This window comes from Dyella dinghuensis (assembly GCF_003977615.1).
Classification (GTDB): Bacteria; Pseudomonadota; Gammaproteobacteria; order Xanthomonadales; family Rhodanobacteraceae; genus Dyella_B; species Dyella_B dinghuensis.
This window is the reverse complement of the sequence record NZ_RYZR01000003.1, coordinates 278,208-301,467: the sequence shown is the minus strand read 5'-3', so window position 1 is coordinate 301,467 and position 23,260 is coordinate 278,208. Positions and strand designations below refer to the sequence as shown.

The window sequence follows — 23,260 nt, the reverse complement described above, 5'->3', positions numbered from 1 at the left end:
GCGCATTGCAGACATGCCAACCGTCATTCGCAGCTCGCTGAAAACTGTCACACGCTGGATCCAGCGCTGGCAGAACTGGTTGATGGGTACGGCACTTATTCTTGCTGTTCTCGTCGGCTGTCGTCTGTGGCCACATCAGCCACTACGGGGATGGTTTCCCTCATCGACGGCTGTCTACGATGACAAAGGGCGCTTGCTGCGATTGACGCTTTCAAGCGATCAGCAATATCGCTTGTGGGTGCCGTTGAAAGACATCTCACCTCAACTGGTTCAGGGCGTGCTGCTGCACGAGGATCGGTGGTACGCGTGGCATCCGGGTTTCAACCCTTACGGTTTGCTGCGTGGCGCGTGGGTGACGTACGTGCGTCATGGCGCGCCGCAAGGCGGTTCGACCATCACCATGCAACTGGCGCGACTGCTGTGGGGGCTAAACACCCGCACGCCGATGGGAAAACTTCGCCAGCTGGGCAGGGCAGTCGAGCTGGAACTGTTTTATTCCAAGCGCGAGATTCTCCAGGCTTATCTCAACGATGCGCCTTACGGTGCCAACGTGCAGGGTGTTGGTACGGCAAGTCTTGTTTATTTCGGCAAGCCTGCAAGCCAGCTCACACTGCCTGAAGCCTTGACGCTGGTCGTCATTCCGCAAGATCCATCGCGTCGTCTGCAGGCGGGACAAGGCGCATCTAACGATGCATTGATCAGTCGCGGCGTGACGGGTGCACGAAACCGCCTTTATGACGCGTGGGTTCAGAAGTACCCGCAGGATGCGTCATGGAAGCCGCTCTTCGCACTACCGTTGACGCTGCGGCCACTCAATCGCCTTCCGTTTGAAGCACCGCATGCCGTTGAACAAGCGCTGGCCAGTCAACAAATCAGCGACGATAGCGGTAAACCGATGCTGACCACGACGATCGATCTCGATCTGCAAAAAAGCGTGCAGCGTCAGATCGCGCTATACGTCAAACGGAATGCGTCGCGCGGCATCAACAATGCATCGGCGATTCTGATCGATACGCGCGATATGGGCATCAAGGCCATGGTCGGCTCGGCCGATTACCGCGACGCGTCGATCCAGGGGCAGGTCAATGGAACACTGGCGAAACGTTCGCCCGGTTCGACATTGAAGCCATTTATTTACGCGCTGGGTTTCGATCAAGGTATTTTGCAACCCCAGACTGTGCTGCGAGATGTGCCAACGGCGTTTGGTCCATACACACCCGAAAACTTCGACGGCAATTTTCTGGGGCCTATAACGGCGACGCAGGCGTTGATTCGAAGCCGCAACATTCCTGCTGTGTGGGTGGCGTCGCAACTGCATCAGCCGAGTCTTTATGACTTTCTGCAGCAAAGCGGTATCAGCCGGATGGCGAGCGAGCAGCACTACGGCCTATCGCTCGTGCTAGGCGGCGGCGAAGTCAGCATGCAGGAACTGGCTGGTCTTTACGCGATGCTAGCCAACCACGGTGTATTGCGCCCCTTGCGTTTGCGTGCCGATGAGCCTGAAGTGGCAGGCACGCGCATGCTTAGCGAAGAAGCCACCTTCATGGTGATGGATATTCTCCGGCAGAATCCTCGGCCTGATGATTCCGTAAGCATGCAATCCATGCGCATGCCGGTGTATTGGAAGACTGGCACGTCATGGGCCTTTCGTGATGCATGGACGGCAGGCAGCGTGGGTCCCTACGTGCTGGTGGTTTGGGTCGGCAACTTCGACGGCAGCGGCAATCCGGCGTTTGTCGGTGTCGATACGGCGGCACCGTTGTTTTTCCAGATCATCGATGCGCTACATGCCGAACACGTGCCCATGGATGAACCTATCGGCCATATGCCAGCCAATCTCAAGCGCGTGCAAATTTGCCTGGCCAGCGGAAACCTGCCAACGCAATGGTGTCCGCAGAAGGGCATGACGTGGTTCATCCCCGGCAAGTCGCCGATCAAGGTCGACGACATCTATCGTCCGGTCGTCATCGACGATGCGACGGGCGACGCGGCGTGTCCTCCCTATGACGGTAAGCGTACACACGTGGAGGTCTATGAGTTCTGGCCTTCCGATCTTCAGCACGTTTTCCAGCAAGCAGGTATGCCTCGCCGGGCGCCTCCGACCAATCTGGCCTGTCAAGGCGGCCAGCGTATCGACGGCAGCGCACCCAGCATTACCTCGCCTTTGCGCGGTAGCACTTACACGTTGCGGCTGAAGCAGTTGGACGAAGAGCGCATTCCGTTCACCGCGACCAGCGACGCCGACGCTCATGCGCTTTACTGGTTTGTGGACGACGCCTACGTAGGCCGCAGTTCTCCGAACGAATTGATGTATTGGCAGCCGCATAGCGCAGGGCGGTACACCATCCGCGTCGTGGACGATCACGGCCGCGCCGACCAGCGGCTGCTGGATATCAATCTGGTCGACTGAGCGCACCAAGGCACTTCCGCGCTATGCTCGGCCGTCGAACCGCCCCGACCCTATGCAACAGGCATGAATCAGTCACCGGTACTGTCGTACTACCAAGCGACCGCAACACCTTACGAGCGCTTTGCACCGCTGGAAGGGCGGCATGAAGCGCGCGTGGCGATCATTGGCGGTGGCTTCGCTGGCCTGAATACGGCGCTTGGTCTGGCCGAGCGTGGCGAGCGCGATGTGGTGGTGCTGGAAAGCAAGCAGATTGGCTTCGGTGCGTCGGGCCGTAACGGCGGTTTTGTCTTTGGCGGTTACTCGCTGGGTGAAGAAGCACTTCGCAGTCAGTTAGGCGAGGAGCGCGCTAAGAAGATCTTTGATCTGACCACCGCTGCCGTGCATCGCATACGCGAACGCGTCAAACGCTACACGATTGCTTGCGATATGGTCGACCAGGGCATCATCTGGGCGAACTGGTTTCGCGATCCGAACGTGTTGCGCCAGCGCCAGAAATCGCTGGCCGATCACTATGGCATTCATTGGGAATGGCTGGCCGAAGAGGAGCTGCGCGAGCTTGTGCGAAGCGAGCGTTACCATGATGGTCTCTACGAACGTAACGCATTGCACCTGCATCCGCTCAACTATGCGATTGGGCTGGCTGCCGCAGCATCAACGCTGGGTGTTCGCATTCACGAAGAGAGCGACGTATGGCGTCTTCGTCGGAATAACAATCGCTGGCTTATAAGCACGGCATCAGGCGAACTGGAGGCCGAGCACGTGATTCTCGCGTGTGGCGGTTACCTTGCCGGGCTGCGCAAACAGATCGATCGCGCCGTGCTTCCCATCGCCACGTACGTCATGGTGACGGAGCCATTGGGCGATCGGCTGGATGCATTGCTGCAGACTAAGGCAGCCGTTTACGACACACGGTTTGCCTTCGATTATTACCGGCCATTACCCGACAAACGGCTCTTGTGGGGCGGCCGCATCTCGGTGCTCAATCGCTCCGCGCGCGCCGTGCAACGTGTTCTGACGCGCGACTTGTTGCGCGTATTTCCATCATTGCGGGGTGTGCGCATCGACTATGCCTGGTCGGGCTTGATGAGCTACGCCCGCCACCAGATGCCGCAGATTGGAAGCAGCGGCGACGGCCTATGGTGGGCACAGGCATTCGGCGGTCACGGTCTGGCGCCGACATGTGCCGCGGGCGAGTTGCTCGCATCGGCCATTGTCGACGGCGACGAAAGCTGGAAACAGTTCGCCGATTACGGCCTTAACAACACGCTCAAGCCGTTTGGATTCATCGGTGCGCAAGCGAGTTACTGGTGGTATGAATGCAAAGATTGGTTCAAGACGAGTCTGGAAGGATGAGCGAGCGCACAGCAAAGGAAAACGAAATCAGCTGGGCCGATTTCGATAAAGTGTTGATGGTTGCCGGCACCGTGACACGCGTGGAACCTTTTCCCGAAGCGCGAAAACCCGCATGGAAGGTCTGGGCGGATTTCGGTCCGTATGGCGAACGCAAGACCAGTGCGCAGATCGCCGCGCTGTACAGCGCAGAATCATTGGTTGGACGTCAGATCGTTGGGGTAATCAATTTTCCGGAAAAGCAAATTGGCCCGTTCCGATCCCAGTTTTTGCTCACCGGTTTTCATACGGAGCAGGGTGTTGTGATTACTACGGTCGAGCGCCCCGTTCCCAACGGTTCACGATTGGCCTGACTGGACCAGTTCGACGTGTCAGCATGACGTGCGCTATCTCAAGCACGGTCGCGATCAAGCCATACACCGAGTCCTTGTGCATTGAGTTCGATATCCATGCCAAGCCAGTGGATTAGCGCATCGCGATCGCCGTGCCAACCGTGCTTGGCTGTCCGATCGGCATAGAGTTCAGTCAGTCCTTGGGTCAGTTCGGCGTGCCGATCGGGTTTGCCTTGTGCTTTTTGTGCAACCGCAACCATCGCATCAATCGATGCATGTAGATCTGCAGCCAGACGCGGGACATCTTCAATGCGCCCATAATGGGTGACATACATGGCGTCTGGCTTCAGTGCGACAAGCCGGTCAATCGATGCATGCAGCGCGTTTGGATCGAACTGCACGGGCGTCGTCGTAGGCAGGATGAAAGGGCCATTGTCCGTATCGAATTCGCGATAGGAAAGGCCGAACGTGTCGCCCGTGAAACACACATTGGCCTGCTCGTCGTAAATGGCCATGTGATGGCGAGCGTGGCCGGGCGTGTCGATGCAACGTAACTTGCGTCCGCGTAGATCGATGACATGACCATCCGGTGCCTCCGCTACGCGCTCTGCTGGTACGGGGCGCAGACGGCCATAGGACTTCAGCATCACCTCTTCGCCATAGACGGCCATCGCACCGGCCCAGAGCTGCGACGGATCGATCATGTGCCGTGCGCCACGCGGATGAACGGCCAGCCGCGCATTCGGCAGCTGCGCCATCAGCTCACCGGCGCCGCCTGCATGGTCGAGATGAACGTGGGTGAGGATCAACCAGTCGACATGCGCGGGATCCAAACCCGTTTCTTCGAGGGCGCTGAGCAGTCGCGGCACCGAGTGGTTGGTCCCGCAATCGATGAAAGCGCCGTGTCCGTCGTGGATGAGAAGGTAAGCCGCATCGAATCGCGGTCGGACGAACCCGGTATCAATGGTGTAAATGCCATGTGAAGTCATGATGTTTCCGTCGGTCAATGGCGCCGTTCACTCCACCCAAGTCCCGTTAGGTGGCGAAAGGCGCGAGGTACCACTAGTACGTCCGATTTTAAGAAGTGTCCGATATTTCTGGGTGCGATTGCCTCGTACGATCCTCAAAATCGCGTTAATTCCTTAATCGTCCTTTCGACTTGGGACGGCGCGATAACAGGAAGCTTTCCTACAGGGTAGGGCTAGGCGAATCGAGGCAAGACTGACGCCTTTAGTTGCCTATGCCAATACAGGCATGCGGGGATTTAAACTGCCTGCGTGTCGATGCTTCCGCTTCGTGATCGGTAGAACCTTTCTTACTCTGCCGCGCCGTGCTGAATTCCCAACCAGAATGACCGGACCATCGAGATGACAAACGCCGAGCCCGCACATCGCGACGCCCCGACAGGCCAGCAAGACATTGCTGCCCTGGAGCGGCATCAGCGGCATCTGCTCTATGGCGGCGGCGCTTTTCTGTCGGCGGTCATCCTGCTGATCATGCTGGCTTCGATCTTCTTAAGCATCGAGGACTACAAGGCCGATCAGCTGGACGATTTTCGCAAGGCCAAACTCGCGCTTGATTCGGTCTTTATCCAGCGCGATGCCGGCTATGTGCGTTCGCTCAATTTGATCGAGTATGCGTGGCAAAACAAATCCGCCGATTTGGTGGCCACGGGCGAGAAGGAGGTCGACAATTTTGTCGCGCATGATGATCAGGCGGTGATGCAGGCTAGCCCCAACGCCATACCGTATCTCGTTGTGGGTAGTGGCGTGGACAATTGGCCGCGAGAGAAGATCAGCCGCTATCTGGGTCTTGCCGAAGAGCTTTCCGTGGTGAGCGGTACGTCTATTACCGTTCGCGGTAAACGTCCCGGGACGATGGGTTATTTCTACGATCCGAGCGAAACGTTGTTTGCGTTCGGAAAAAGCCTGGATGGCGTTGATCTGAATGCAGCGGCAGGTCGCACCGATCATGCGGCACTGTTTTCCAAGCTGGCCGCTCCCGGCATCGACTTCAACGATTTGCAAGCGCTGAAAGAACTGCATCAAGGGAATCCAACGTTGCCCTTTTTTGGCACGGGTTTGCCGAAGATACTTTCTTCCATGGGTACCAATCCTTCGACCGGTCAACCCGCTATCGTCGGGTCTCTTGTCGCCATGGACGGAGATACACCCATCGGCGCCTTTGTGATCTACGAGCCGATCGAGCCGTTTGTCGATCAAATGCGATTGGTTTCATCCACGGATATGGCTGTCATCACCCATGATGGTCAAGTGGTATTTGGAACGGGTGCTGCGGAAAAGAGCGAGAGCATTGCAGCAGCCATTAAACCGTTGCTGGTTTTGCAGCCATCAGAAGACAGGATCGTTCGTTACCGCAAGGCAGGCTCGTTTTTCATTGCACAGAGAGTCCCAGGAACGTCCTGGATACTCGTACGCGGGTATGGCTGGCCGGACATTTTGCAAGGAGAGAAATGGCCTTTCCTCGCAACGATAGCGCTGGCGATGTTGCTGCTCGCTGCACTGTGGTTATTGCTGATAAGGCAGGATCGTAGCGTATTCGCGCCTGCACTGGCTCGCGCAAAGCGCGTGTATCAGAGCGAAGAACTCAACCGCACGATGATAGAGACGTCGCCCATTGGTCTGTGCGTTATCGGTTTGGACAACGCAGCGCCGCTCTTGCAGAACGATGCCGTGCGCAGTTTCGCAATCGCCATTCCTGACTCGGATGCAACGCTCTATCGGCAAGTGCTTCGTGAATACGCGCACGCGACTGAGGCTCTCACAGGTCGCCCCGATGCCCGCGAGTTCGAGCTGGCACTACCCAGTCACGACAGCGATGCGGATCGGCATCTGCTCATCGCGGCCATGCCCATCATCTATCAGAACCGTGCCGCGCTGTTTTGCGTATTCCGTGATGTCACAGCGCGAAGAGAGATTCAGGAGAATTTGCGCAAGGCTCGCGAGGATTCGGAACAGGCCAAGTTGGCGGCGGAATCCGCGAGCCGCGCAAAAACAGCTTTCGTGGCAACGATGAGCCACGAGATACGTACGCCGCTCAACGGCATTCTTGGCCATCTGGAATTGCTTGGGCGATCGAAACTGGATCCGTCTCAGCGCGAACGTCTGGAACGCATTCGCTTTTCGGCCGATACGCTGCTGAGCATCATCAGCGACGTACTCGACTTCTCGCGTATCGAAGCGGGTCAATTGGACATTGATCCGGTGCCATTTGAAATCAGGCCGCTGATCGAACAAGTCGCGTTGCTTTATGCGCCCGCTGCAGAGCACAAAGGTCTGAAGCTTTATTATGGGATCGATGCGGATCTTGAAGACGCTTATATCGCCGATGTGCACCGAATCCGACAGGTACTCAACAACCTGATCAGCAATGCCGTCAAGTTTACGGAATCCGGTCGGGTCATTCTGCGTGTTCGATCGGCATCGCCCCACAGTGGCGAAGTGGCTCGTCTGCGTTTCGAGGTGATTGACTCCGGCATCGGTATGACGGAAGAGCAGCGAGAACAGGTTTTTGCGCCATTTTCGCAGGCCGATGCCAGCATCTCCCGACGGTTCGGCGGCAGCGGTTTGGGGCTGACGCTGTGCCAGCAGATCAGCGAGCTGATGGAAGGAACTATCGACGCACAAAGTACGCAAGGTGTCGGCAGCGTATTCGCATTCGAAGTACCGGTTGCGATAGATGAGTCGTATCGAGCGGTCAATCCTCACCCTTTGACGAAGCGTCGGGTGGTGTTCCTGTCCGCGGCGGCAGAATGGCGCACAGAGATCACGGCGCTGCTCACCCATTGGGGTGCCCGCTTGCAAGTCGCCACCAAGCCCTCGGAAGTGGACGCCGAATGGCTCAAGCAGGCCGATGCACTGGTGATTTTTGGCAAGCAGCGTCCGTGGGACGAAGAGGAAGAACGGGCGCTGGTTGAAAGCGCCGGGCGCGTAGTGCTGGCGACAGCGGATGGACCGTTGCTGCCAGAGCAACACGGCGTTATGAGTTTCATTTCCTGTTATTCGAGCGATGCGCTTCTCACGAGCATCCTCGGTGATGCGGCCGATGAAATTCTTCCGTCGTTCGAAATGGCATCACCCGAAACATCAGAGCGCGATCCAGAACGCGGTAGCGTCATTCTGCTGGTTCATGACAATCCCGTTAATCGCGAATTGATTCAGCAGCAGCTCGAGACCTTGGGTTATGCGGTGGAAGCCGCGGAAGACGGTGTGGCCGCGTTGCATTTGTGGCGCGATGGCCGGTATAGCGCTGTGCTCACCGATATCAACATGCCGAATATGAACGGTTACGAATTGGCGAAGGAGCTGCGTGGCCGCGGCGTCAAGATGCCCATCCTTGCCGTTACTGCAACAGCGTTGGCGAGCGAAAAAATCCAGTGCAAGCGTGCAGGCATTACCGACCTGCTGCTCAAGCCGCTTTCATTGGAAACGCTTCGTGAGGCGTTGATCCAGCACCTTCCACGCATGAGCCATTCGGACGCTCCACCTGCCAGCGCGCCATGGAAATCCAAGTTTCCCGAGAAAGTCTGCCGTGTTTTTGTGGAGTCGGGCACGCGTGATCTCAATGCCATCCTTCATGCGACGCAAGAGCGTGACCAGGAAGGGCTGCTTGCACGCATTCACTCTTTGAAAGGTGCCTTGTTGATGCTTGGCGAAAGAGATGTCGCCGATCAGTGTGTCGCACTCGAAAAGTTGATTGAATCACAGGGTATCGAAGAAGCCGCTCCGCACTTGGATAAGCTTGAATCAGACATGCGCGATGTGCTTCAGCGTTACGCTGGAGCATGCGGGATTAGCGGTTAGAAATTGTCTGTCTTGCTGACAATTTCAGGCCGTCTGAACATTCAGGCCCGCATACTGCAGGCCTGAATGTTTTTATCGTGCGATGAGCAAACAAATCATGAGCAAAATGTTCACGTGTCTTTTGTTGTCGTTGTTTGGCGCGTTGCTCTGTGGCTTTGTAGGCGCGCAGGACACTGCACCACCTGGTTCCATACCCAGTGCGGGGCAGGCCGTCGGCGTACATATGACGCATACGCCACGAACGATCGCCATGGTCAACATGCATGGCATGCACACGATGCCCGCCACGGTCACTCACACTGACCCGCAGACCGGCATCGTCGACGTCATGGCCAGCGGTATGGCGCTTAGGGTGCATTTCCCGCCGGATTCGATGGCCAATCTGAAGGCGGGCGACAAGATCGGCCTTTACATGGCTTACAGTCAGGCGGCGGTGGTGCATTGAGCCGATTGGGCCGGAATTAAGCACATTTGGTTTTCGACATGCATGCTTCGTTCGACGATCGGTGGGGGTGTGAGCGGCCAAGTGGCTTACGCCATGCATCACCTCAAAGTGAGGTTTAATGAGCGCTATCCAGGCAGCTTAAGCGCCATCTCCATGCCCTTGTTACACAACCTGCTCACCGTCCTCTGCGGATCCCTGGTCGGTTTCTCGCTCGCACTCATAGGTGGCGGCGGATCGATTCTGGCCGTGCCATTGCTGCTTTATGTGGTGGGAGTGCGCGATCCTCACATGGCCATCGGTACGAGTGCGCTGGCCGTGGCCGCAAATGCCTACGCCAATCTGATTCCCCATGCACGCGCAGGGAATGTGCGCTGGCCCGCCGCTTTTACGTTTGCCGCAACGGGTGTCGTGGGTGCATTTCTGGGATCAAGCCTCGGTAAAGTGATCGATGGGCACCGGCTGCTGGTGTTGTTTGCCTTGCTGATGATCGTCATTGCCGTGCTGATGTTGCGTGGCCGCCGTGGGCATGACGGAAGTGGTTATCCGCGAGCGCACATGTTTCCCCGATTGGGAGCCGTGGGGCTAGGCGCTGGTTGCCTCGCGGGTTTTTTCGGTATCGGCGGTGGTTTTTTGATCGTGCCTGGACTGGTTTTCGCCAGTGGAATGGCACTGATCGAAGCAATTGGCACGTCGCTATTCTGCGTGGGTTCCTTCGGTCTTACCGCAGCGCTCAACTATGCATCGTCGGGTCTGGTGGCATGGCCGATCGCCATCGAATTCATCGTCGGCGGTGTTGCCGGGGGATGGCTCGGCATGTTGGCTGCTAAAAAATTGTCCAAAACACGTGGGGCGCTCACCGTACTTTTTGCCGCGGTCATCATCGCCGTCGCCATCTTTATGCTGGCAAAAAGCCTGCCTTAGGGATGCTCTGAGCGTGCCAACAGCCACTGAATGCATCTTTTATGCGTTTTTTTGCATTTGCTAGTTGGCGAGACCACAAATTTCCCCTACATTTCTGCTCGCCGAGAGGCATTTCTCTACAAACCAATAAACGATGGGGTAGTCCATGGCAAAGACGAAGGCAGCAAAAGGTAAGTCGGCATCCAAAGCCGCAGCCGCTCCGAAGCCGATCAAGGAAGCACTGAGCAAGTCCGGTCTGGTGGCCCACTTGGCCGAATCGACGGGTGTTGCATCGAAGGACGTGCGCGCAGTGCTGTCTGCACTCGAAAGCACCGCTCACGCATCGGTCCACAAGAAAGGCGCTGGCATTTTCACCTTACCGGGCCTTCTGAAGATCACCGCCGTCAGCGTAGCGGCCAAGCCGCGCCGCAAGGGCATCAATCCCTTCACGAAGGAAGAGCAGTGGTTCGCTGCCAAGCCTGCAACCGTGAAGGTCAAGATCCGTCCGCTGAAGAAGCTGAAGGACGCTGCGCTCTGATCTTCGTTCCAGGCCGGGTGCTTAACGCTCCGGCCTGGACATCACGGAATGCGTTACCTTACGGCAGCGCATTCTGTGTAGAGGTTCAAAGCAAGATATCCTGCGTACCATCCTGCAGGATAAACATCACCGAAGCCGGCCGGCCTGTTCCCGGATGCAGCGGTTCGCGTATCTCGCATAACCGCCAGCCGGATGCGGTAAACATCGCGATCCAGCTGGATAATGTCCTGAAATACCAGGGCGCATGCGCGGGAAATGCAGCGCAAAATCCGGCCCAGTTTTCCTCTCGCCAGCCATCGACATAAGCCTGGTCGCCGCATGCGATCACCGGGTGTACCGTTTGCACAATGAAGCGGCCGCCTTCTTCTAGCAGTGACGGTAGACACGCGACCAGACGTTCGGTCGACTCCTTGCCGAGCAGGGCGAAATTGCAAACGAGCGTATCGACACGTAGCTGAAGCCGCCCGTGGATGACGTCCTCGAAGGATGCGACTCGAAAATCACCGCCTGCTTGGGCAGCTCGATCGATGAGCTCGGGTACCGCATCCACACCGATAGCCTGCACACCTTGCGCTGCCAGTGCGCGAACCAGCCAACCTTCACCACACCCAAGATCGAGCACGGAGTGCGGCCGTGTTTCCAGTACCGCATCAAGGATGGATTGATTGGTGATCAGGCGTCGGCTTTCGATACCACCCTCACGCACGGTTTGCGTCCATGCGCCGGCATTCTCGTGCCAGCTTTGCAATATCCCGCTTTCATAAACCTGATCGTTAGGGGCTGACGACATGCCTGGGCCTCGGTAGATGCTGCTCGGCATCCTACGGCGTACCGCTACGACGTGATAGCCGGCTCTTTTCGGTTATAAAGACGGTACCTATTGCGAACCGGCGGGGACGGCAGTCGCATGCAGGCTTCCACGCAAACCACGGCAGCGATGACGTCGCCGCGCTGGAGACGGCAGTTATCCGTAGCGGCCGTGGTCGCCGCGGCAACGACCTTTGGATTGACGTATAGCCTTTCCGCGCCGTTGATTGCGATGAGCCTTGTTGCGCGCGGTCACTCCAGCCTGTTTATCGGTATCAACGCGGCGATGCATGCGCTGGGCGTGTTGTTAGCTGCTCCGCTGTTACCCGGATTGGCGGCGCGATTCGGCGCACGCACATTGACGGTATGTGCGTTGGTTCTCGCTGGCATCCTGCTCTTTCTTTTCCAGCTATGGCCGATCATCTGGCTTTGGTTTCCCTTGCGTATCGCACTAGGCGCCTCAGCCGAAGTGTTGTTTGTGATGTCCGAAACGTGGACCAATGTCTTGAGCGACGAGCGTACGCGCGGACGGACGATGGCGATCTATACCGCCGCGTTATCCCTCGGCATGGTGCTCGGCCCCGCTTTGTTATCTCAGGTCGGCGTGAACGATCGGGCCTTTACCATCGGTGCAATCATCGCCGTTGCTGCGGTCGTCTTTGTGATCCCGCCCTGGGTGCTTGCGCCAGCGCGCAGCGAACCCGAACGGGCTCAGCCCATGCGTTACGTGAAGCTCGCGCCGGTGGCCATCGCCACAACGATACTCAATGCCGGTGTGGAAACGGCCGGTTTATCGTTTATCGCCTTGTATGCCACCGGTATGGGGTGGAGTGAGCACCGTGCGATGCAGCTCATCTCCACGCTGATGCTTGGTGCGATCCTTCTGCAGATCCCCATCGGCTGGCTGGCCGACAAGATGGACAAGCGGCGCCTTGCACTGATACTTGCCTGGATTTCCGCCGTGACAGCGCTGTTGTGGCCGTTCGCACTGCAGGAGACGCAGCTGGCATTCGCGATGGTCTTCGTCTGGGGCGGGCTGTTTGTAGGTATTTATACGGTGATGCTTGCGATGGTTGGCAGCCGTTTTCAGGGCAGCGATCTTGTCGGTGTGTACGCGGTCATGGGGCTGGCATGGGGCGCTGGGGCGTTGATCGGGCCGACTATGGCCGGCGTGGCGATACTTGGCAGTGCGCAATTTGGATTGCCCGGCATGATCGCGGTCGCCTGCGCCTTGTTCGCCGTTTTCATGATGCGCTCGCGGAGCAGCACATGAACGTCATTCGTTGGTCAAAAACCGTGCACGGGGTGACATCGTGGTTCGCCTGATTCTGCTGCTCTTGGGCCACGATTTCATTCGGCGCCGCTGGTTGATGCTGGCCTTGGTCGGGTTCGTCTGGGCCGCGTTAGGCGCAGCCATTTTCATCGATGCCTTGGATGGCGTGACGTACTTCCCCATCCATGTTTTCGGCTATCTGTTGTTGATCGAGGCGGTCGTCACATTGGTAGTGTCGCCGTCGGGTACCGATACACGCGTGGTATTGCGCAAAGCGCGTGGCGTGGTGTTTCTGCTGTTGGGTCTTCTGGTAGTGGATGAGCACCATGCGGCAAGCGTCATTCTCGCCATGCTGTTTGGCGTCGCGTTTCTGGCGGATGGCATTTTCCGCATGGCCGCCGCGGTCGTGGTGCGATTTCTTGGCTGGCGGTTATCGTTTCTGACCGGACTGCTGGAAGTCGGGTTTGCCGTCTTCATGTTCGAGCCTTATCCAACGTTCTACGCAGGCACGGTGCCGTACTGCATTGGCATGGGTATCTTTCTCTCGGGGTGCGGCTTGTTGCGCCAGGCGTTTCGCCTCAAGAGACTTCCGGCGCATGCGGCCGCGTCACTGTGGCTGTCACGCGATCTCGCCACAGATGATGCGTTGCTTCCCGAGGTGGAAGAGGGCGTCGCAGAACAGGAAGGCGAGCTGATTGTCCACGTGTGGACGCCGGCAGGTTCCGTCGGAGATGTCGTGCCGCAACCGGTGATTGATCGCTATATCGCTGCGATAGATAGCAAAGGCGTGATTTCCACCGGACATGCTGCCCTGGAAGCGCTGCCCGATATCTACATCAGCCATTACCCCAAGGTTGAAATCGATCGATCGCAGACGGATTTTTCGCGTGCACTGCGCGCCACCGCAGACAACGATGTGCCCGGCCGCTTCCAACCCAGTTATGCCGTCGAGGCGGCAGGTTGGTGTGATGCCACTGTGGAAGTGCGTTTCGGCCGTTACAACCGCGCTCGCCTGGCGGCATTCTGGGAACGCTACCGGAGCAACGATACGTACAACCTGACCAACCGCAATTGCTCCAGTACCGTCGCCCATGCGCTGGAGGCGGCCCTGGAGGGATCACTAGCCAAGTCCGGCCCAGGCCTGGGTGTGTTGTTGCGTGCCATGTTCAACCCAGAGTTGTGGGTGGCCGCGCAATTGGAGCGCCGCGCCCAGGCGATGGCCTGGACGCCAGGGCTTGTGCTCGATTACGCGCGAACGTTGCGCGCGGCCATTCAGCCTACGCCCTTGGGCTGGTCCACGTTATTCAGCCAAAGCGGCCGATTCTGGCGCTATGCGCAAATGGTTCGCCGCCGCGAACCCATGCGCAACATCGAGACGATTCGTCACGAAATTAACGAACGCAAGCGTAAGGGTGGCACGCAACAGTGATCGTTCACTATGGGGACTTCGTTCGTGACGTTGCCAAAGGTAGATGAAAATCATCTTTCACCGACAGATTTTTGTTGCATGAGTAACGCAATATCGCCCGCTTTGCGCGGGCTTGGTTCTTGATACAAGAAACCACTTCCTTACCGGCTCGCCGTCGTGGTATTACGCGGACAGCCTTCGGAAGGTAGCACTGTATGCCGTCATTCCAGGGGCAGCAGGCGTCGCAAGAAAGAAATACGTAGCGCGTGATCCGCTAACCATTTCATTGATTGGAGACGACCATGTTCAAACGACTCAGTGCCGAATTTTTCGGAACGTTCTGGTTAGTACTTGGAGGCTGCGGCAGCGCAGTGATCTCGGCCGCTTTTCCGGGGCTGGGTATTGGCTTCCTGGGTGTCGCACTGGCCTTCGGCCTGACCGTGGTGACCATGGCTTATGCCTGTGCGGGTATTTCGGGGGCGCATTTCAATCCGGCTGTAACGGTCGGTCTGTTCGCAGGCGGTCGCTTTAGCGGCAAGGATGTCATTCCTTATATCGTCGCGCAGGTGATCGGCGGTATCGCCGCCGCAGCCGTGCTGTACGTCATCGCTAGCGGCAAGGCGGGCTTCGACGCGACTGCCAGCGGCTTTGCTTCCAACGGGTACGGCGAGCACTCGCCAGGCGGCTTCTCGCTGCAAGCCTGTATGGTTAGCGAATTCGTGCTTACGGCCATGTTCGTCATCGTCATTCACGGCTCGACCGACCGCCGTGCACCGGTCGGCTTTGGCCCGCTGGCCATCGGCCTCACGCTGACCATCATCCATCTGATCAGCATCCCGGTGACCAATACGTCGGTGAACCCGGCGCGCAGCACGGGCGTGGCGCTGTTCCAGGGGACGTGGGCGGTCCATCAGTTGTGGATGTTCTGGCTGGTGCCGCTGATCGGCGGTGCGGTAGGCGGTCTGATTTATCGCTCGCTGCTGGCTGAAGACGCGAAAGCCTGACGGCATTCAACGGCTTTGCTATCCCGCCATTCCGGCTTCGGCCGGAATGGCTTTTTTGCACCGCGACATGCGTCGTGCACCTTGCATTCAGCGTCATTTACCCCAACGATGCAGGCATCCGATTTGCGGACATCCTCATCGAGGGTCACTACGGTGACGCATACGATTATCGCGTTGATCGCCGAATACGGCTTGCTGCTGGTCTTCGTCAATGTATTGGTGGAGCAGGCAGGCGTGCCTGTGCCCGCGGTGCCGACGCTGGTGGTCGCCGGTGCGTTGGCGTCTACAGGCAAGCTGCCGCTGGTCGCGGTCATTGTGGTTGCGCTGATCGCGTGCCTCATCAGTGATCTAGCCTGGTATTGGGCCGGCCGGCATTTTGGTGCGACGGTCATGCGCACGCTGTGCCGCATTTCGCTGTCGCCCGATTCGTGTGTAAAGCAGTCCGAGTTGCGTTTTCAGCGCTGGCGTGGGCAGATTCTGCTGATCGCCAAATTCGTACCCGGCCTTTCCACCATCGCGCCGCCGCTGGTCGGTGCGATGAAACTGCGGCCGCACGTTTTCGTGTGGTTCGACAGTCTTGGTTCTCTGCTCTGGATCGGTGTGGTCGTTGGGCTCGGCTACGCCTTTGCGCATGAGATCGACCACGTACTGATGGCGCTGGCGAGCGCGGGTACGGTCGCTCTCGAATTCCTGGCTGCCTTGTTCATCGCGTATGTGATGCTCAAGTGGTGGCAGCGTCGGCGGTTGCTGCTGGCCTTGCGTCTTGCCCGCATCAACGTGGATGAACTCCATCGGCTGATCGAGGAAGGGAAGGCACCTGTCGTGATCGATGTGCGCTCTCAGGCCTCGCGACTGGTGGATACCCGCATTATTCCCGGTGCGTTGATGGCGGATTTGCGCGGTATCGATCAGGACCTCAACCACGTTTCGATCGACCAGGAAGTGGTGATCTATTGCAGCTGCCCGAATGAAGTGTCTGCAGCAAAAGCGGCGAAAGGTTTGCTGATGCAAGGCTATCGCCGCGTGCGTCCGCTGTTGGGTGGTCTCGACGCATGGGCTGACGCGGGTTACGACATCGATCAGCTGCCGCTTGCGGAGCAGATCGATCTCAGCGAAGCAACCATAGTGCCAGGCCACGTGCACTGATACACGGCGCGTTTTGCTGCCTTAGATAAGGCCAAATAGCCCCTCTGCCGTTGGTCACGTTGTTATGCCGTAACAACGATCTCATACAAGCTTCCCGATAGCTGGGTGCCGGCGCAAAGCAAGCTGGATATGTCGACGCCCATGAATTTTGTATCGGACAACGAAAAAGCCGCCTCAAATATGAGGCGGCTTTTTTAATCAATGTTGCCGGGCTAGCACTTGTATGTCCGGACACCCCGCAATCGGTTTATGGTGAAGGTCGGCCGCAGTTGGCTCAGTCGCGCTGACCAACCAGGTAAGGAGAGGGCGAAACGCCAAAGCCCGCTTTCACGTTTTGCGAGATTGCATCGGCCAGCACTTCTTCATCGCCGTTTTGCAGCCCTTCGATAACGCGTTGCGCGATGTCATCGGCACTTGTCTTTGGGCCTTCTAGATTTTTGGCCATGTCCGTGTCGATCAGTCCGGCATGCACGCCCACCACTAGCGTTCCCTGATTACGCAAGTCATTGCGCAAACCGTTCGTCAACGCCCACGCTGCCGCTTTCGATATGGAATAGGTCGCAGTTCGGGGAAGGCTCAGCCAGCTCAATACCGAGAGCATGTTGACGATGGCGCCGCCGCCGTTGGCGCGCAGTACCGGCGCAAACGCGCGGCTCACGTTCAAGATGCCCCATACGTTTGTGTCCAACTGGGCGCGCAGATTCTTTGCGCCTTCGTCTTCAAGCAGGTTCGTACCCGTAAGAGCGATACCGGCATTGTTGATGACGATGTCGACGTCGGACAGCTGTGCAGCGGCCTTTGCCACGTCGTCCAGCGAAGTGACGTCCAGCTTTACGGGTACCACGCCGGGCTGGGTGACCGTGGACGGATCGCGCGCGCCGGCATAGACCTTGGCGGCGCCTGCGGCGAGCAGGGCTTTCGCATAAGCCAGGCCAAGACCGCGGTTGGCGCCGGTGACTAGGGCAGTTTTACCTTGGATTTTCATAGGGGAGTTCTCCGTGGGGGATGGGAAGAGCCGGGCCAAAGACGTGGCAGGCGGGGTCTTTACATTATGTACGTAATATCATATGATGACTATAATTCAATTGCAACGTTTGCAGTTCAACCCTTGAGGCCAGACCCATGCGCTACGAGAAGGGACATAAAGAAACGACACGTCGCCGCATCATCGACACGGCGGCTGAGCGCTTCCGCAAGGAAGGCATCGCCAATGTCGGCGTCGCCAACTTAATGAGCGAAATCGGTCTGACGCAGGGCGGTTTCTACAATCACTTCGAATCGAAAGACGATCTGACGCGCGAAGCGCTTGCGGTGGGGCAGGGACGCATGCGCGAGCGCTGGCTCAAAGTAAGCAGCGAGACAGGCCGTCCGAATCTGGAAGAGCTGATCAACGGTTATCTCAGCGCGTCGCATCGCGACAACGTAGGTAGCGGTTGCATGCTCGCCACGCTCGCTATCGAAGCAGGGCGCACGGATGGGCCGGTACGCGCGCAATTGAGCGGCAGCATCAAGGAAATGGTGAAACTTGTCGGTTCAGTCCTTCCCGAATCGCTAAAGCCCGAGCAGCGCGAAGCAAACGCCGCTGCAGTGGTGTCGTGCCTGATCGGCACGATGGTTCTGGCGCGCGCCACGGATGATCGGGAGATGTCCGATCGCTTTCTGGAGTCCGGTCGTCGCGCTGCCCTCGCTGCTGCGGAGGCCACTGCTTCATAACAGGCAGACGGTATACGACGTGGCTACTTCAAGAACCAGCAAGAAAGCTTCCGATGCGCCGGCCATTGGTGCGCTTGCCATCGCGAACGATCAAGGCGCTGGCGACGCGCAGAAAACCAGAGCGCGCCGATTTGCAGCGCGCCGCCAGCATGACAATGTCGCCCACGCGCTGGTACGCACGTCGTCTGCGTTCAAACGTCTGACAACGCAGCGCATGAAAGAAGAATTCAACATCACCGGTATTCAAGCCGAAATTCTGATGTTGCTTGCCACTGAGCCGGCCATGCTGGGCAACGATCTCGCTGCCGTAGTCGGCGTGAATGCCAGCACGGTAAGCCATGCGCTGGACATGCTGGAAAAATACGGCCTATTGACGCGCCGCCGTTGCACGGACGATCGCCGCGTTGTGCGTATTGCACTCACTGATCGAGCAAAACGCATTGCGCGCCGGACGATCGAGATCACGCAACACATTCTGGATGCCCTGACTACCGGCATCAGCAAGACAGATCTGCAGGCGCTGCAACGCGGCCTGAAGCGCATGGCCGACAACTGCCAAAGCCGTGCACGCTCCCCCATGCAAAGTCACGACTTTCGCAACACGCGGAAGTCGTGACGCCCTCGCACACGGTATTGCCTTCCCCCTTGAGGTATATCCTTTATGAACCCATCCACAGTCATCGCTTCAAGGCCGCCGCGCGGCGTGATGCGCGTACTGGGTGTTTCCCTGCTGACCGCCGCACTCAGTGCGTGTGTGAACTATCGCGGCATTCGCAGCGATAGCCACCCGGCACCGGTTTCCGATTACACGAGCGCCATCAGTATTCCGGCTCAGGGTGGTACGTGGCCTGCTATGGACTGGTCCGCGCGATTCGGGGATCCGCAGTTGACGGCGCTGATCAACGAAGCCGTCGCCAATAGTCCGACGCTAGCCGAGGCGAAAGCACGCGTTGGAAAGGCATCTGCGTACGCCGAGCAGGCGCATGCTGCGACCGGGCCAAGCGCGGACGTCAAAGACACCTTTGCGCGCGAACACTTCAGCGGCAACACTTTTTTGCCACCGCCGGTGGGTAATAGCTGGCAGAACGAAAATTCGCTGATTTTCGGCGCCTCCTATGACCTCGATATCTGGGGCAAGAATCATGAGGCGCTGCGTTCGGCCATTTCCGAACGGAGGGCCGCAGAAGCCGAAGAGGAACAGGCGCGGCTGGTACTGTCCACGTCCGTCGCGCATGCCTACGTGCATCTGGCGTTGTTATACGCGCTGCGCGATGTTGCCCAGAACGAAGTCGCCAGCCGCAAGTCAATCGGTTCGCTTACGCAAGCACGCGTGCAAACGGGTTTGGATAACGAAGTCGAAAGCCGCACTATCGACGTCACCATCGACGCCACGCAAACCGATGTATCTGAACTGGACGGCCAGATCGCAACGACGCGTTATCAACTTGCCGCACTTCTCGGTAAAGGGCCCGATCGCGGTCTGCAGATAACCCAGCCTGTTTTGCTCGCGGCGCCGGACAGTGCGCTGCCCGATAGCCTGCCTGCCGATCTGTTGGCGCGCCGTCCCGATGTCGTTGCCGCGCATTGGCGCATCGATGCCGCGGGCCACGACGTGAAAGTCGCGAAAGCGGATTTCTTCCCAGACATCAACCTGGCGGCAGCAGTCGGTTACGACGCCTTCGGCTGGGGTCGCCTGTTCAACTCAAGCAGCCGCTCGGTTCAGGCCGGTCCGGCTATCCACCTGCCGTTGTTCGACGGCGGTGCGTTGCGTGCGCAGCTGAAAGACCGCTATGCCGGTTACGACGCAGCCGTTGCGGACTACAACCAGACGCTGATTGGCGCCTTGAACGATGTGGCCACGCAGGTCGCGACCATTCACGCCGTCGCGCAACAACAAGTCACCGCGCAAAGCGCTTATGACGCAAGCCGTCGCGCTTACGACCTGGAGATCATCCGCTACAAGGCCGGACTCGATCCACAGTTGCAGGTGCTTTCGGCAGATGTCGCGCGACTGGAGCAGAGCCAGCGCGTAGCGACGTTGCGCATGCAGCGGCTGGATGCACAGGTTGCCCTTATTCAAGCGATGGGTGGTGGATACGCGGCGTCATCTGAAGACGTTGCTGCCGTCAATCGCACTCAAGCTTCCCCGTAATTCAACGCTTCTCCATCTCTCCTTACATCCCCGGACATTGCCATGAACGCTCAAGCCTCATCGATCTCCACTGACAGTGGCGAACAACCGAGTCGAGGTCGCCGTCGCCGTATCCTCGCTCTCATTACCCTTGGCGTCGCCCTTGCTGCGGCTGCTGCCGTGTCGTATTACTTGCTGGTCTCGCGTTACTACGAATCGACGGACGATGCCTACGTCAACGGCAACGTCGTGCAAGTCACGCCACAGGTGGTTGGTACGGTGATCGCCGTGAATGCGGACAACACGCAGACCATCAAGCAAGGGCAGCCGTTGGTCAAGCTCGACCCTGCCGATGCGCGGATTGCATTGCAGCAGTCTGAAGCTGCGCTCGGTCAAACCGTACGCCAGGTGCGCACGCTCTATGTGGATAACCTGCAATTTCGCGCCGTGTTGGCGCAGCGCAAGTCGGATCTCGCGCGTGCGCAGGATGACTATCACCGCCGCATGGATATCGCGCAGTCGGGTGCCATCTCGACCGAAGAGATTACGCACGCACGCGACGCCTTGAGCAATGCAGAAGCGGCCTATGAGGCAGCGAATCAGCAACTGGCTGCCAATCAGGCGCTGACCTGGAATGTCTCGATTGCCAATCATCCGGATGTTCTGGCCGCTTCGGCGAAAGTGCGCGATGCGTACCTCGCCTATGCGCGCAACACGTTGCCGGCGCCAGTTACCGGTTATGTAGCTCAACGCGTCGTGCAGGTGGGGCAGCGCGTGGCACCGGGCACACCGCTCATGGCAGTTGTTCCGTTGAATGAAATCTGGGTCGACGCCAACTTCAAGGAAGTGCAGCTTCAGCACATGCGCATCGGTCAGCCGGTGACGCTGCACGCTGACGTGTACGGTTCGTCGGTGACCTATCACGGTCGTGTCGTCGGTTTTTCGGCCGGCACGGGTTCTGCGTTCTCGCTGCTGCCACCGCAGAATGCGACCGGCAACTGGATCAAGATCGTGCAGCGTTTGCCGGTGCGCGTTGCGCTGGATCCGAAGGAACTGGAGGCGCATCCGTTGCGTATTGGCTTGTCCGTACTCGCCGAAGTCGATTTGCACAACGACAATGGTCCCGCGCTGGAGCAAGCGCCGAATACGGTATATCAGACGCCCGTTTTCGAAGATTACGGTTCCGAAGCCAGCGGCGAAATCGCCAAGATCATCGCGCTGAACGCGGGCAGCGATGCGGAAGCCGCGATCGCCGCCGCACCCGTTTTACGTAACGCACCCCGCGTCGCGGCTGCTCGCTGAGCACGTGTGCCATGAGCGATAACAAGCACATCGATCATCCGCCGCTGCAAGGCGCGAAGCTCGCCATCGGAGCGATTGCGGTATCGCTGGCGACCTTCATGAACGTGCTCGACACGTCGATCGCCAACGTTTCCATTCCAACGATCTCCGGCAATTTGGGTGTGTCGTCGGACCAGGGGACGTGGGTGATTACGTCGTTCGCAGTGTCCAACGCCATTGCTCTGCCTCTCACCGGCTGGCTGTCGCAGCGCATAGGGCAGGTAAAGCTTTTCATCGCTGCGACGACACTCTTTGTTATCGCCTCCTGGATGTGCGGTTTCGCGCCGAACTTGCCGTTCCTGCTGCTGGCGCGCGTGCTGCAAGGTGCGGTGGCCGGTCCGATGATTCCGCTTTCGCAGGCGTTGCTGCTGGCTGCGTTTCCTCGCAGCAAGTCATCGCTGGCCTTGGCGCTTTGGTCCATGACAACGCTCACGGCGCCTGTCGCGGGGCCCATCCTTGGTGGATGGATTTCCGACAACTACACCTGGCCATGGATCTTCTACGTCAACATTCCTGTTGGCATACTCGCCATCGCCGGCACATGGTTGATCTTCCGCGATCGCGAATCGGCCACGCATAAATTGCCGATCGATATTCTTGGCCTCGTACTGTTGGTGATCTGGGTCGGCGCTTTGCAGATCATGCTCGACAAGGGCAAGGATCTGGATTGGTTCAACTCGCCCGTCATCATTGCGCTGGCGGTCACCTCGGCCATTGCATTCGTGTACTTCGTTGCCTGGGAGTTGACCGATCGCCATCCTATTGTCGATTTGAGTCTGTTCAAACTGCGCAACTTCACCGCGGGAACGATCGCTTTGTCGGTGTCTTACGGACTGTACTTCGCCAACATCGTGCTGTTGCCGCTGTGGCTTCAGACTGATCTCGGATACAGGGCTACCGATGCAGGACTGGTTCTGGCCCCGGCAGGCTTGGTGGCCGTCGCGTTGACGCCTTTTACCGGCAAACTGATGGGGCGCGTCGATCCGCGTGTCCTTGCCACGGTATCGCTGCTGGCGTTCGCGGCGTGTTTCTTCTGGCGCGCCAACTACACCAGTGATGTGGACTCGTGGTCGCTCGTTATGCCGACACTGATTCAGGGTATCGGCCTCGCCACGCTGTTCGTGCCCTTGCTGGCTGTCTTGTTGTCGGGATTGCCGCCTCAGCGCATTCCGGCTGCGTCGGGCTTATCGAACTTCCTGCGTATTTTGTGCGGCGGAATCGGTACGTCGATCTTCCAGACGGCCTGGGATCACCGTTCGATCCTGCATCACGCGCAGCTCAACGAAGTGACGACGAACTACAACCCGGTCTTTCAACATTTCACAAATCAGGTTCAACAGGCGGGAAATAGTCAGGCGCAGTCGTACGGCATTTTCAATCATCTGCTGGATCAGCAGGCTGCGCAGCTTGGTGTTGACGATCTTTTCTATATCTCGGGAATTCTGTTCGTCGTGCTGATTGCGCTGCTGTGGATTTCCAAGCCCGGACACTCTGGTGGTGGCGACGCATCCGCTGCGGCATCCGGCGCACATTGAACTTGCGGGCTGTCGTCAATGCGATAGCCGCAGAAACTTTTTTCGAAGAAAGGTCTTCACATTGGTGAAGACCTTGCATTGTGCTTGCCGCGGGTAAATGTCCG

19 protein-coding genes are annotated in these 23,260 nt (G+C 58.3%); 16 read left to right on the top strand and 3 right to left on the bottom strand.

The window, feature by feature from the left end:
- The first annotated feature begins 13 nt into the window (after positions 1–13).
- The 3 genes from pbpC (at position 14) to EKH79_RS04365 (ending at position 4,113) form a co-directional block, all read left to right on the top strand.
- The gene (pbpC, locus tag EKH79_RS04375; protein ID WP_199754140.1) at positions 14–2,410 is read left to right on the top strand and encodes a penicillin-binding protein 1C; all 2,397 of its coding nucleotides are present in this window, start codon (positions 14–16) and stop codon (positions 2,408–2,410) included.
- Positions 2,411–2,473: 63 nt separating this feature from the next.
- A complete protein-coding gene (locus tag EKH79_RS04370) occupies positions 2,474–3,763 on the top strand; it encodes an NAD(P)/FAD-dependent oxidoreductase (RefSeq protein ID WP_126672569.1) in 1,290 nt (429 codons plus the stop codon).
- Complete coding sequence (locus EKH79_RS04365) at positions 3,760–4,113, top strand: tRNA-binding protein (RefSeq protein ID WP_126672568.1); 354 nt, start codon at positions 3,760–3,762, stop codon at positions 4,111–4,113. The genes EKH79_RS04370 and EKH79_RS04365 overlap by 4 nt, the downstream gene beginning before the upstream one ends.
- A 38-nt stretch (positions 4,114–4,151) precedes the next feature.
- Here EKH79_RS04365 and EKH79_RS04360 read toward each other — a convergent pair whose 3' ends face one another.
- Positions 4,152–5,081 carry an MBL fold metallo-hydrolase gene (locus EKH79_RS04360; RefSeq protein WP_199754138.1) on the bottom strand — a complete coding sequence of 310 codons (930 nt, stop codon included), beginning with the start codon at positions 5,079–5,081 and terminating at the stop codon, positions 4,152–4,154.
- 378 nt (positions 5,082–5,459) lie between these two features.
- Here EKH79_RS04360 and EKH79_RS04355 point away from each other — a divergent pair, with 378 nt between their 5' ends.
- The 4 genes from EKH79_RS04355 (at position 5,460) to EKH79_RS04340 (ending at position 10,798) form a co-directional block, all read left to right on the top strand.
- Positions 5,460–8,915, top strand: coding sequence for a hybrid sensor histidine kinase/response regulator (locus EKH79_RS04355; RefSeq protein WP_126672567.1), 3,456 nt, complete (start codon positions 5,460–5,462; stop codon positions 8,913–8,915).
- A gap of 97 nt (positions 8,916–9,012) precedes the next feature.
- Positions 9,013–9,360 (top strand): hypothetical protein, encoded by a 348-nt coding sequence (locus EKH79_RS19020; protein WP_233590181.1) that lies wholly within the window; start codon positions 9,013–9,015, stop codon positions 9,358–9,360.
- Between the two features lie 153 nt (positions 9,361–9,513).
- Positions 9,514–10,281 carry a sulfite exporter TauE/SafE family protein gene (locus EKH79_RS04345; protein WP_126672566.1) on the top strand — a complete coding sequence of 256 codons (768 nt, stop codon included), beginning with the start codon at positions 9,514–9,516 and terminating at the stop codon, positions 10,279–10,281.
- 145 nt (positions 10,282–10,426) lie between these two features.
- Positions 10,427–10,798 carry an HU family DNA-binding protein gene (locus EKH79_RS04340; protein WP_126672565.1) on the top strand — a complete coding sequence of 124 codons (372 nt, stop codon included), beginning with the start codon at positions 10,427–10,429 and terminating at the stop codon, positions 10,796–10,798.
- 85 nt (positions 10,799–10,883) lie between these two features.
- On the opposite strand, the gene EKH79_RS04335 is transcribed toward EKH79_RS04340, so the two are convergent.
- Positions 10,884–11,588 (bottom strand): class I SAM-dependent methyltransferase, encoded by a 705-nt coding sequence (locus tag EKH79_RS04335; protein WP_126672564.1) that lies wholly within the window; start codon positions 11,586–11,588, stop codon positions 10,884–10,886.
- A gap of 117 nt (positions 11,589–11,705) precedes the next feature.
- Between EKH79_RS04335 and EKH79_RS04330 the strand changes: the two genes are divergently transcribed.
- From EKH79_RS04330 to EKH79_RS04315, 4 genes are all read left to right on the top strand, one after another.
- Positions 11,706–12,878: an MFS transporter gene (locus EKH79_RS04330; RefSeq protein ID WP_199754136.1), complete on the top strand. Its 1,173-nt coding sequence runs from the start codon at positions 11,706–11,708 to the stop codon at positions 12,876–12,878.
- 40 nt (positions 12,879–12,918) lie between these two features.
- Positions 12,919–14,307 (top strand): HdeD family acid-resistance protein, encoded by a 1,389-nt coding sequence (locus EKH79_RS04325; protein ID WP_126672563.1) that lies wholly within the window; start codon positions 12,919–12,921, stop codon positions 14,305–14,307.
- A gap of 281 nt (positions 14,308–14,588) precedes the next feature.
- Positions 14,589–15,290 carry an aquaporin Z gene (gene aqpZ / locus EKH79_RS04320; protein ID WP_126672562.1) on the top strand — a complete coding sequence of 234 codons (702 nt, stop codon included), beginning with the start codon at positions 14,589–14,591 and terminating at the stop codon, positions 15,288–15,290.
- 153 nt (positions 15,291–15,443) lie between these two features.
- Positions 15,444–16,436 carry a DedA family protein/thiosulfate sulfurtransferase GlpE gene (locus EKH79_RS04315; protein WP_199754134.1) on the top strand — a complete coding sequence of 331 codons (993 nt, stop codon included), beginning with the start codon at positions 15,444–15,446 and terminating at the stop codon, positions 16,434–16,436.
- 274 nt (positions 16,437–16,710) lie between these two features.
- Here the strand turns inward: EKH79_RS04315 and EKH79_RS04310 are convergent, their stop codons facing one another.
- A complete protein-coding gene (locus tag EKH79_RS04310) occupies positions 16,711–17,421 on the bottom strand; it encodes an SDR family oxidoreductase (RefSeq protein WP_126672560.1) in 711 nt (236 codons plus the stop codon).
- A gap of 137 nt (positions 17,422–17,558) precedes the next feature.
- On the opposite strand from EKH79_RS04310, the gene EKH79_RS04305 reads away from it, so the two are divergent.
- The 5 genes from EKH79_RS04305 to EKH79_RS04285 are packed head-to-tail and all read left to right on the top strand — an operon-like array spanning position 17,559 to position 23,156.
- A complete protein-coding gene (locus EKH79_RS04305) occupies positions 17,559–18,149 on the top strand; it encodes a TetR/AcrR family transcriptional regulator (protein WP_126672559.1) in 591 nt (196 codons plus the stop codon).
- Positions 18,150–18,168: 19 nt separating this feature from the next.
- Positions 18,169–18,765, top strand: coding sequence for a MarR family winged helix-turn-helix transcriptional regulator (locus EKH79_RS04300; protein ID WP_158621197.1), 597 nt, complete (start codon positions 18,169–18,171; stop codon positions 18,763–18,765).
- A gap of 45 nt (positions 18,766–18,810) precedes the next feature.
- Positions 18,811–20,301, top strand: coding sequence for an efflux transporter outer membrane subunit (locus tag EKH79_RS04295; protein WP_199754132.1), 1,491 nt, complete (start codon positions 18,811–18,813; stop codon positions 20,299–20,301).
- A gap of 42 nt (positions 20,302–20,343) precedes the next feature.
- Positions 20,344–21,582 carry an HlyD/EmrA/EmrK family protein gene (locus EKH79_RS04290; protein WP_126672557.1) on the top strand — a complete coding sequence of 413 codons (1,239 nt, stop codon included), beginning with the start codon at positions 20,344–20,346 and terminating at the stop codon, positions 21,580–21,582.
- A gap of 11 nt (positions 21,583–21,593) precedes the next feature.
- Complete coding sequence (locus tag EKH79_RS04285; RefSeq protein ID WP_126672556.1) at positions 21,594–23,156, top strand: DHA2 family efflux MFS transporter permease subunit; 1,563 nt, start codon at positions 21,594–21,596, stop codon at positions 23,154–23,156.
- Positions 23,157–23,260: the final 104 nt, after the last annotated feature.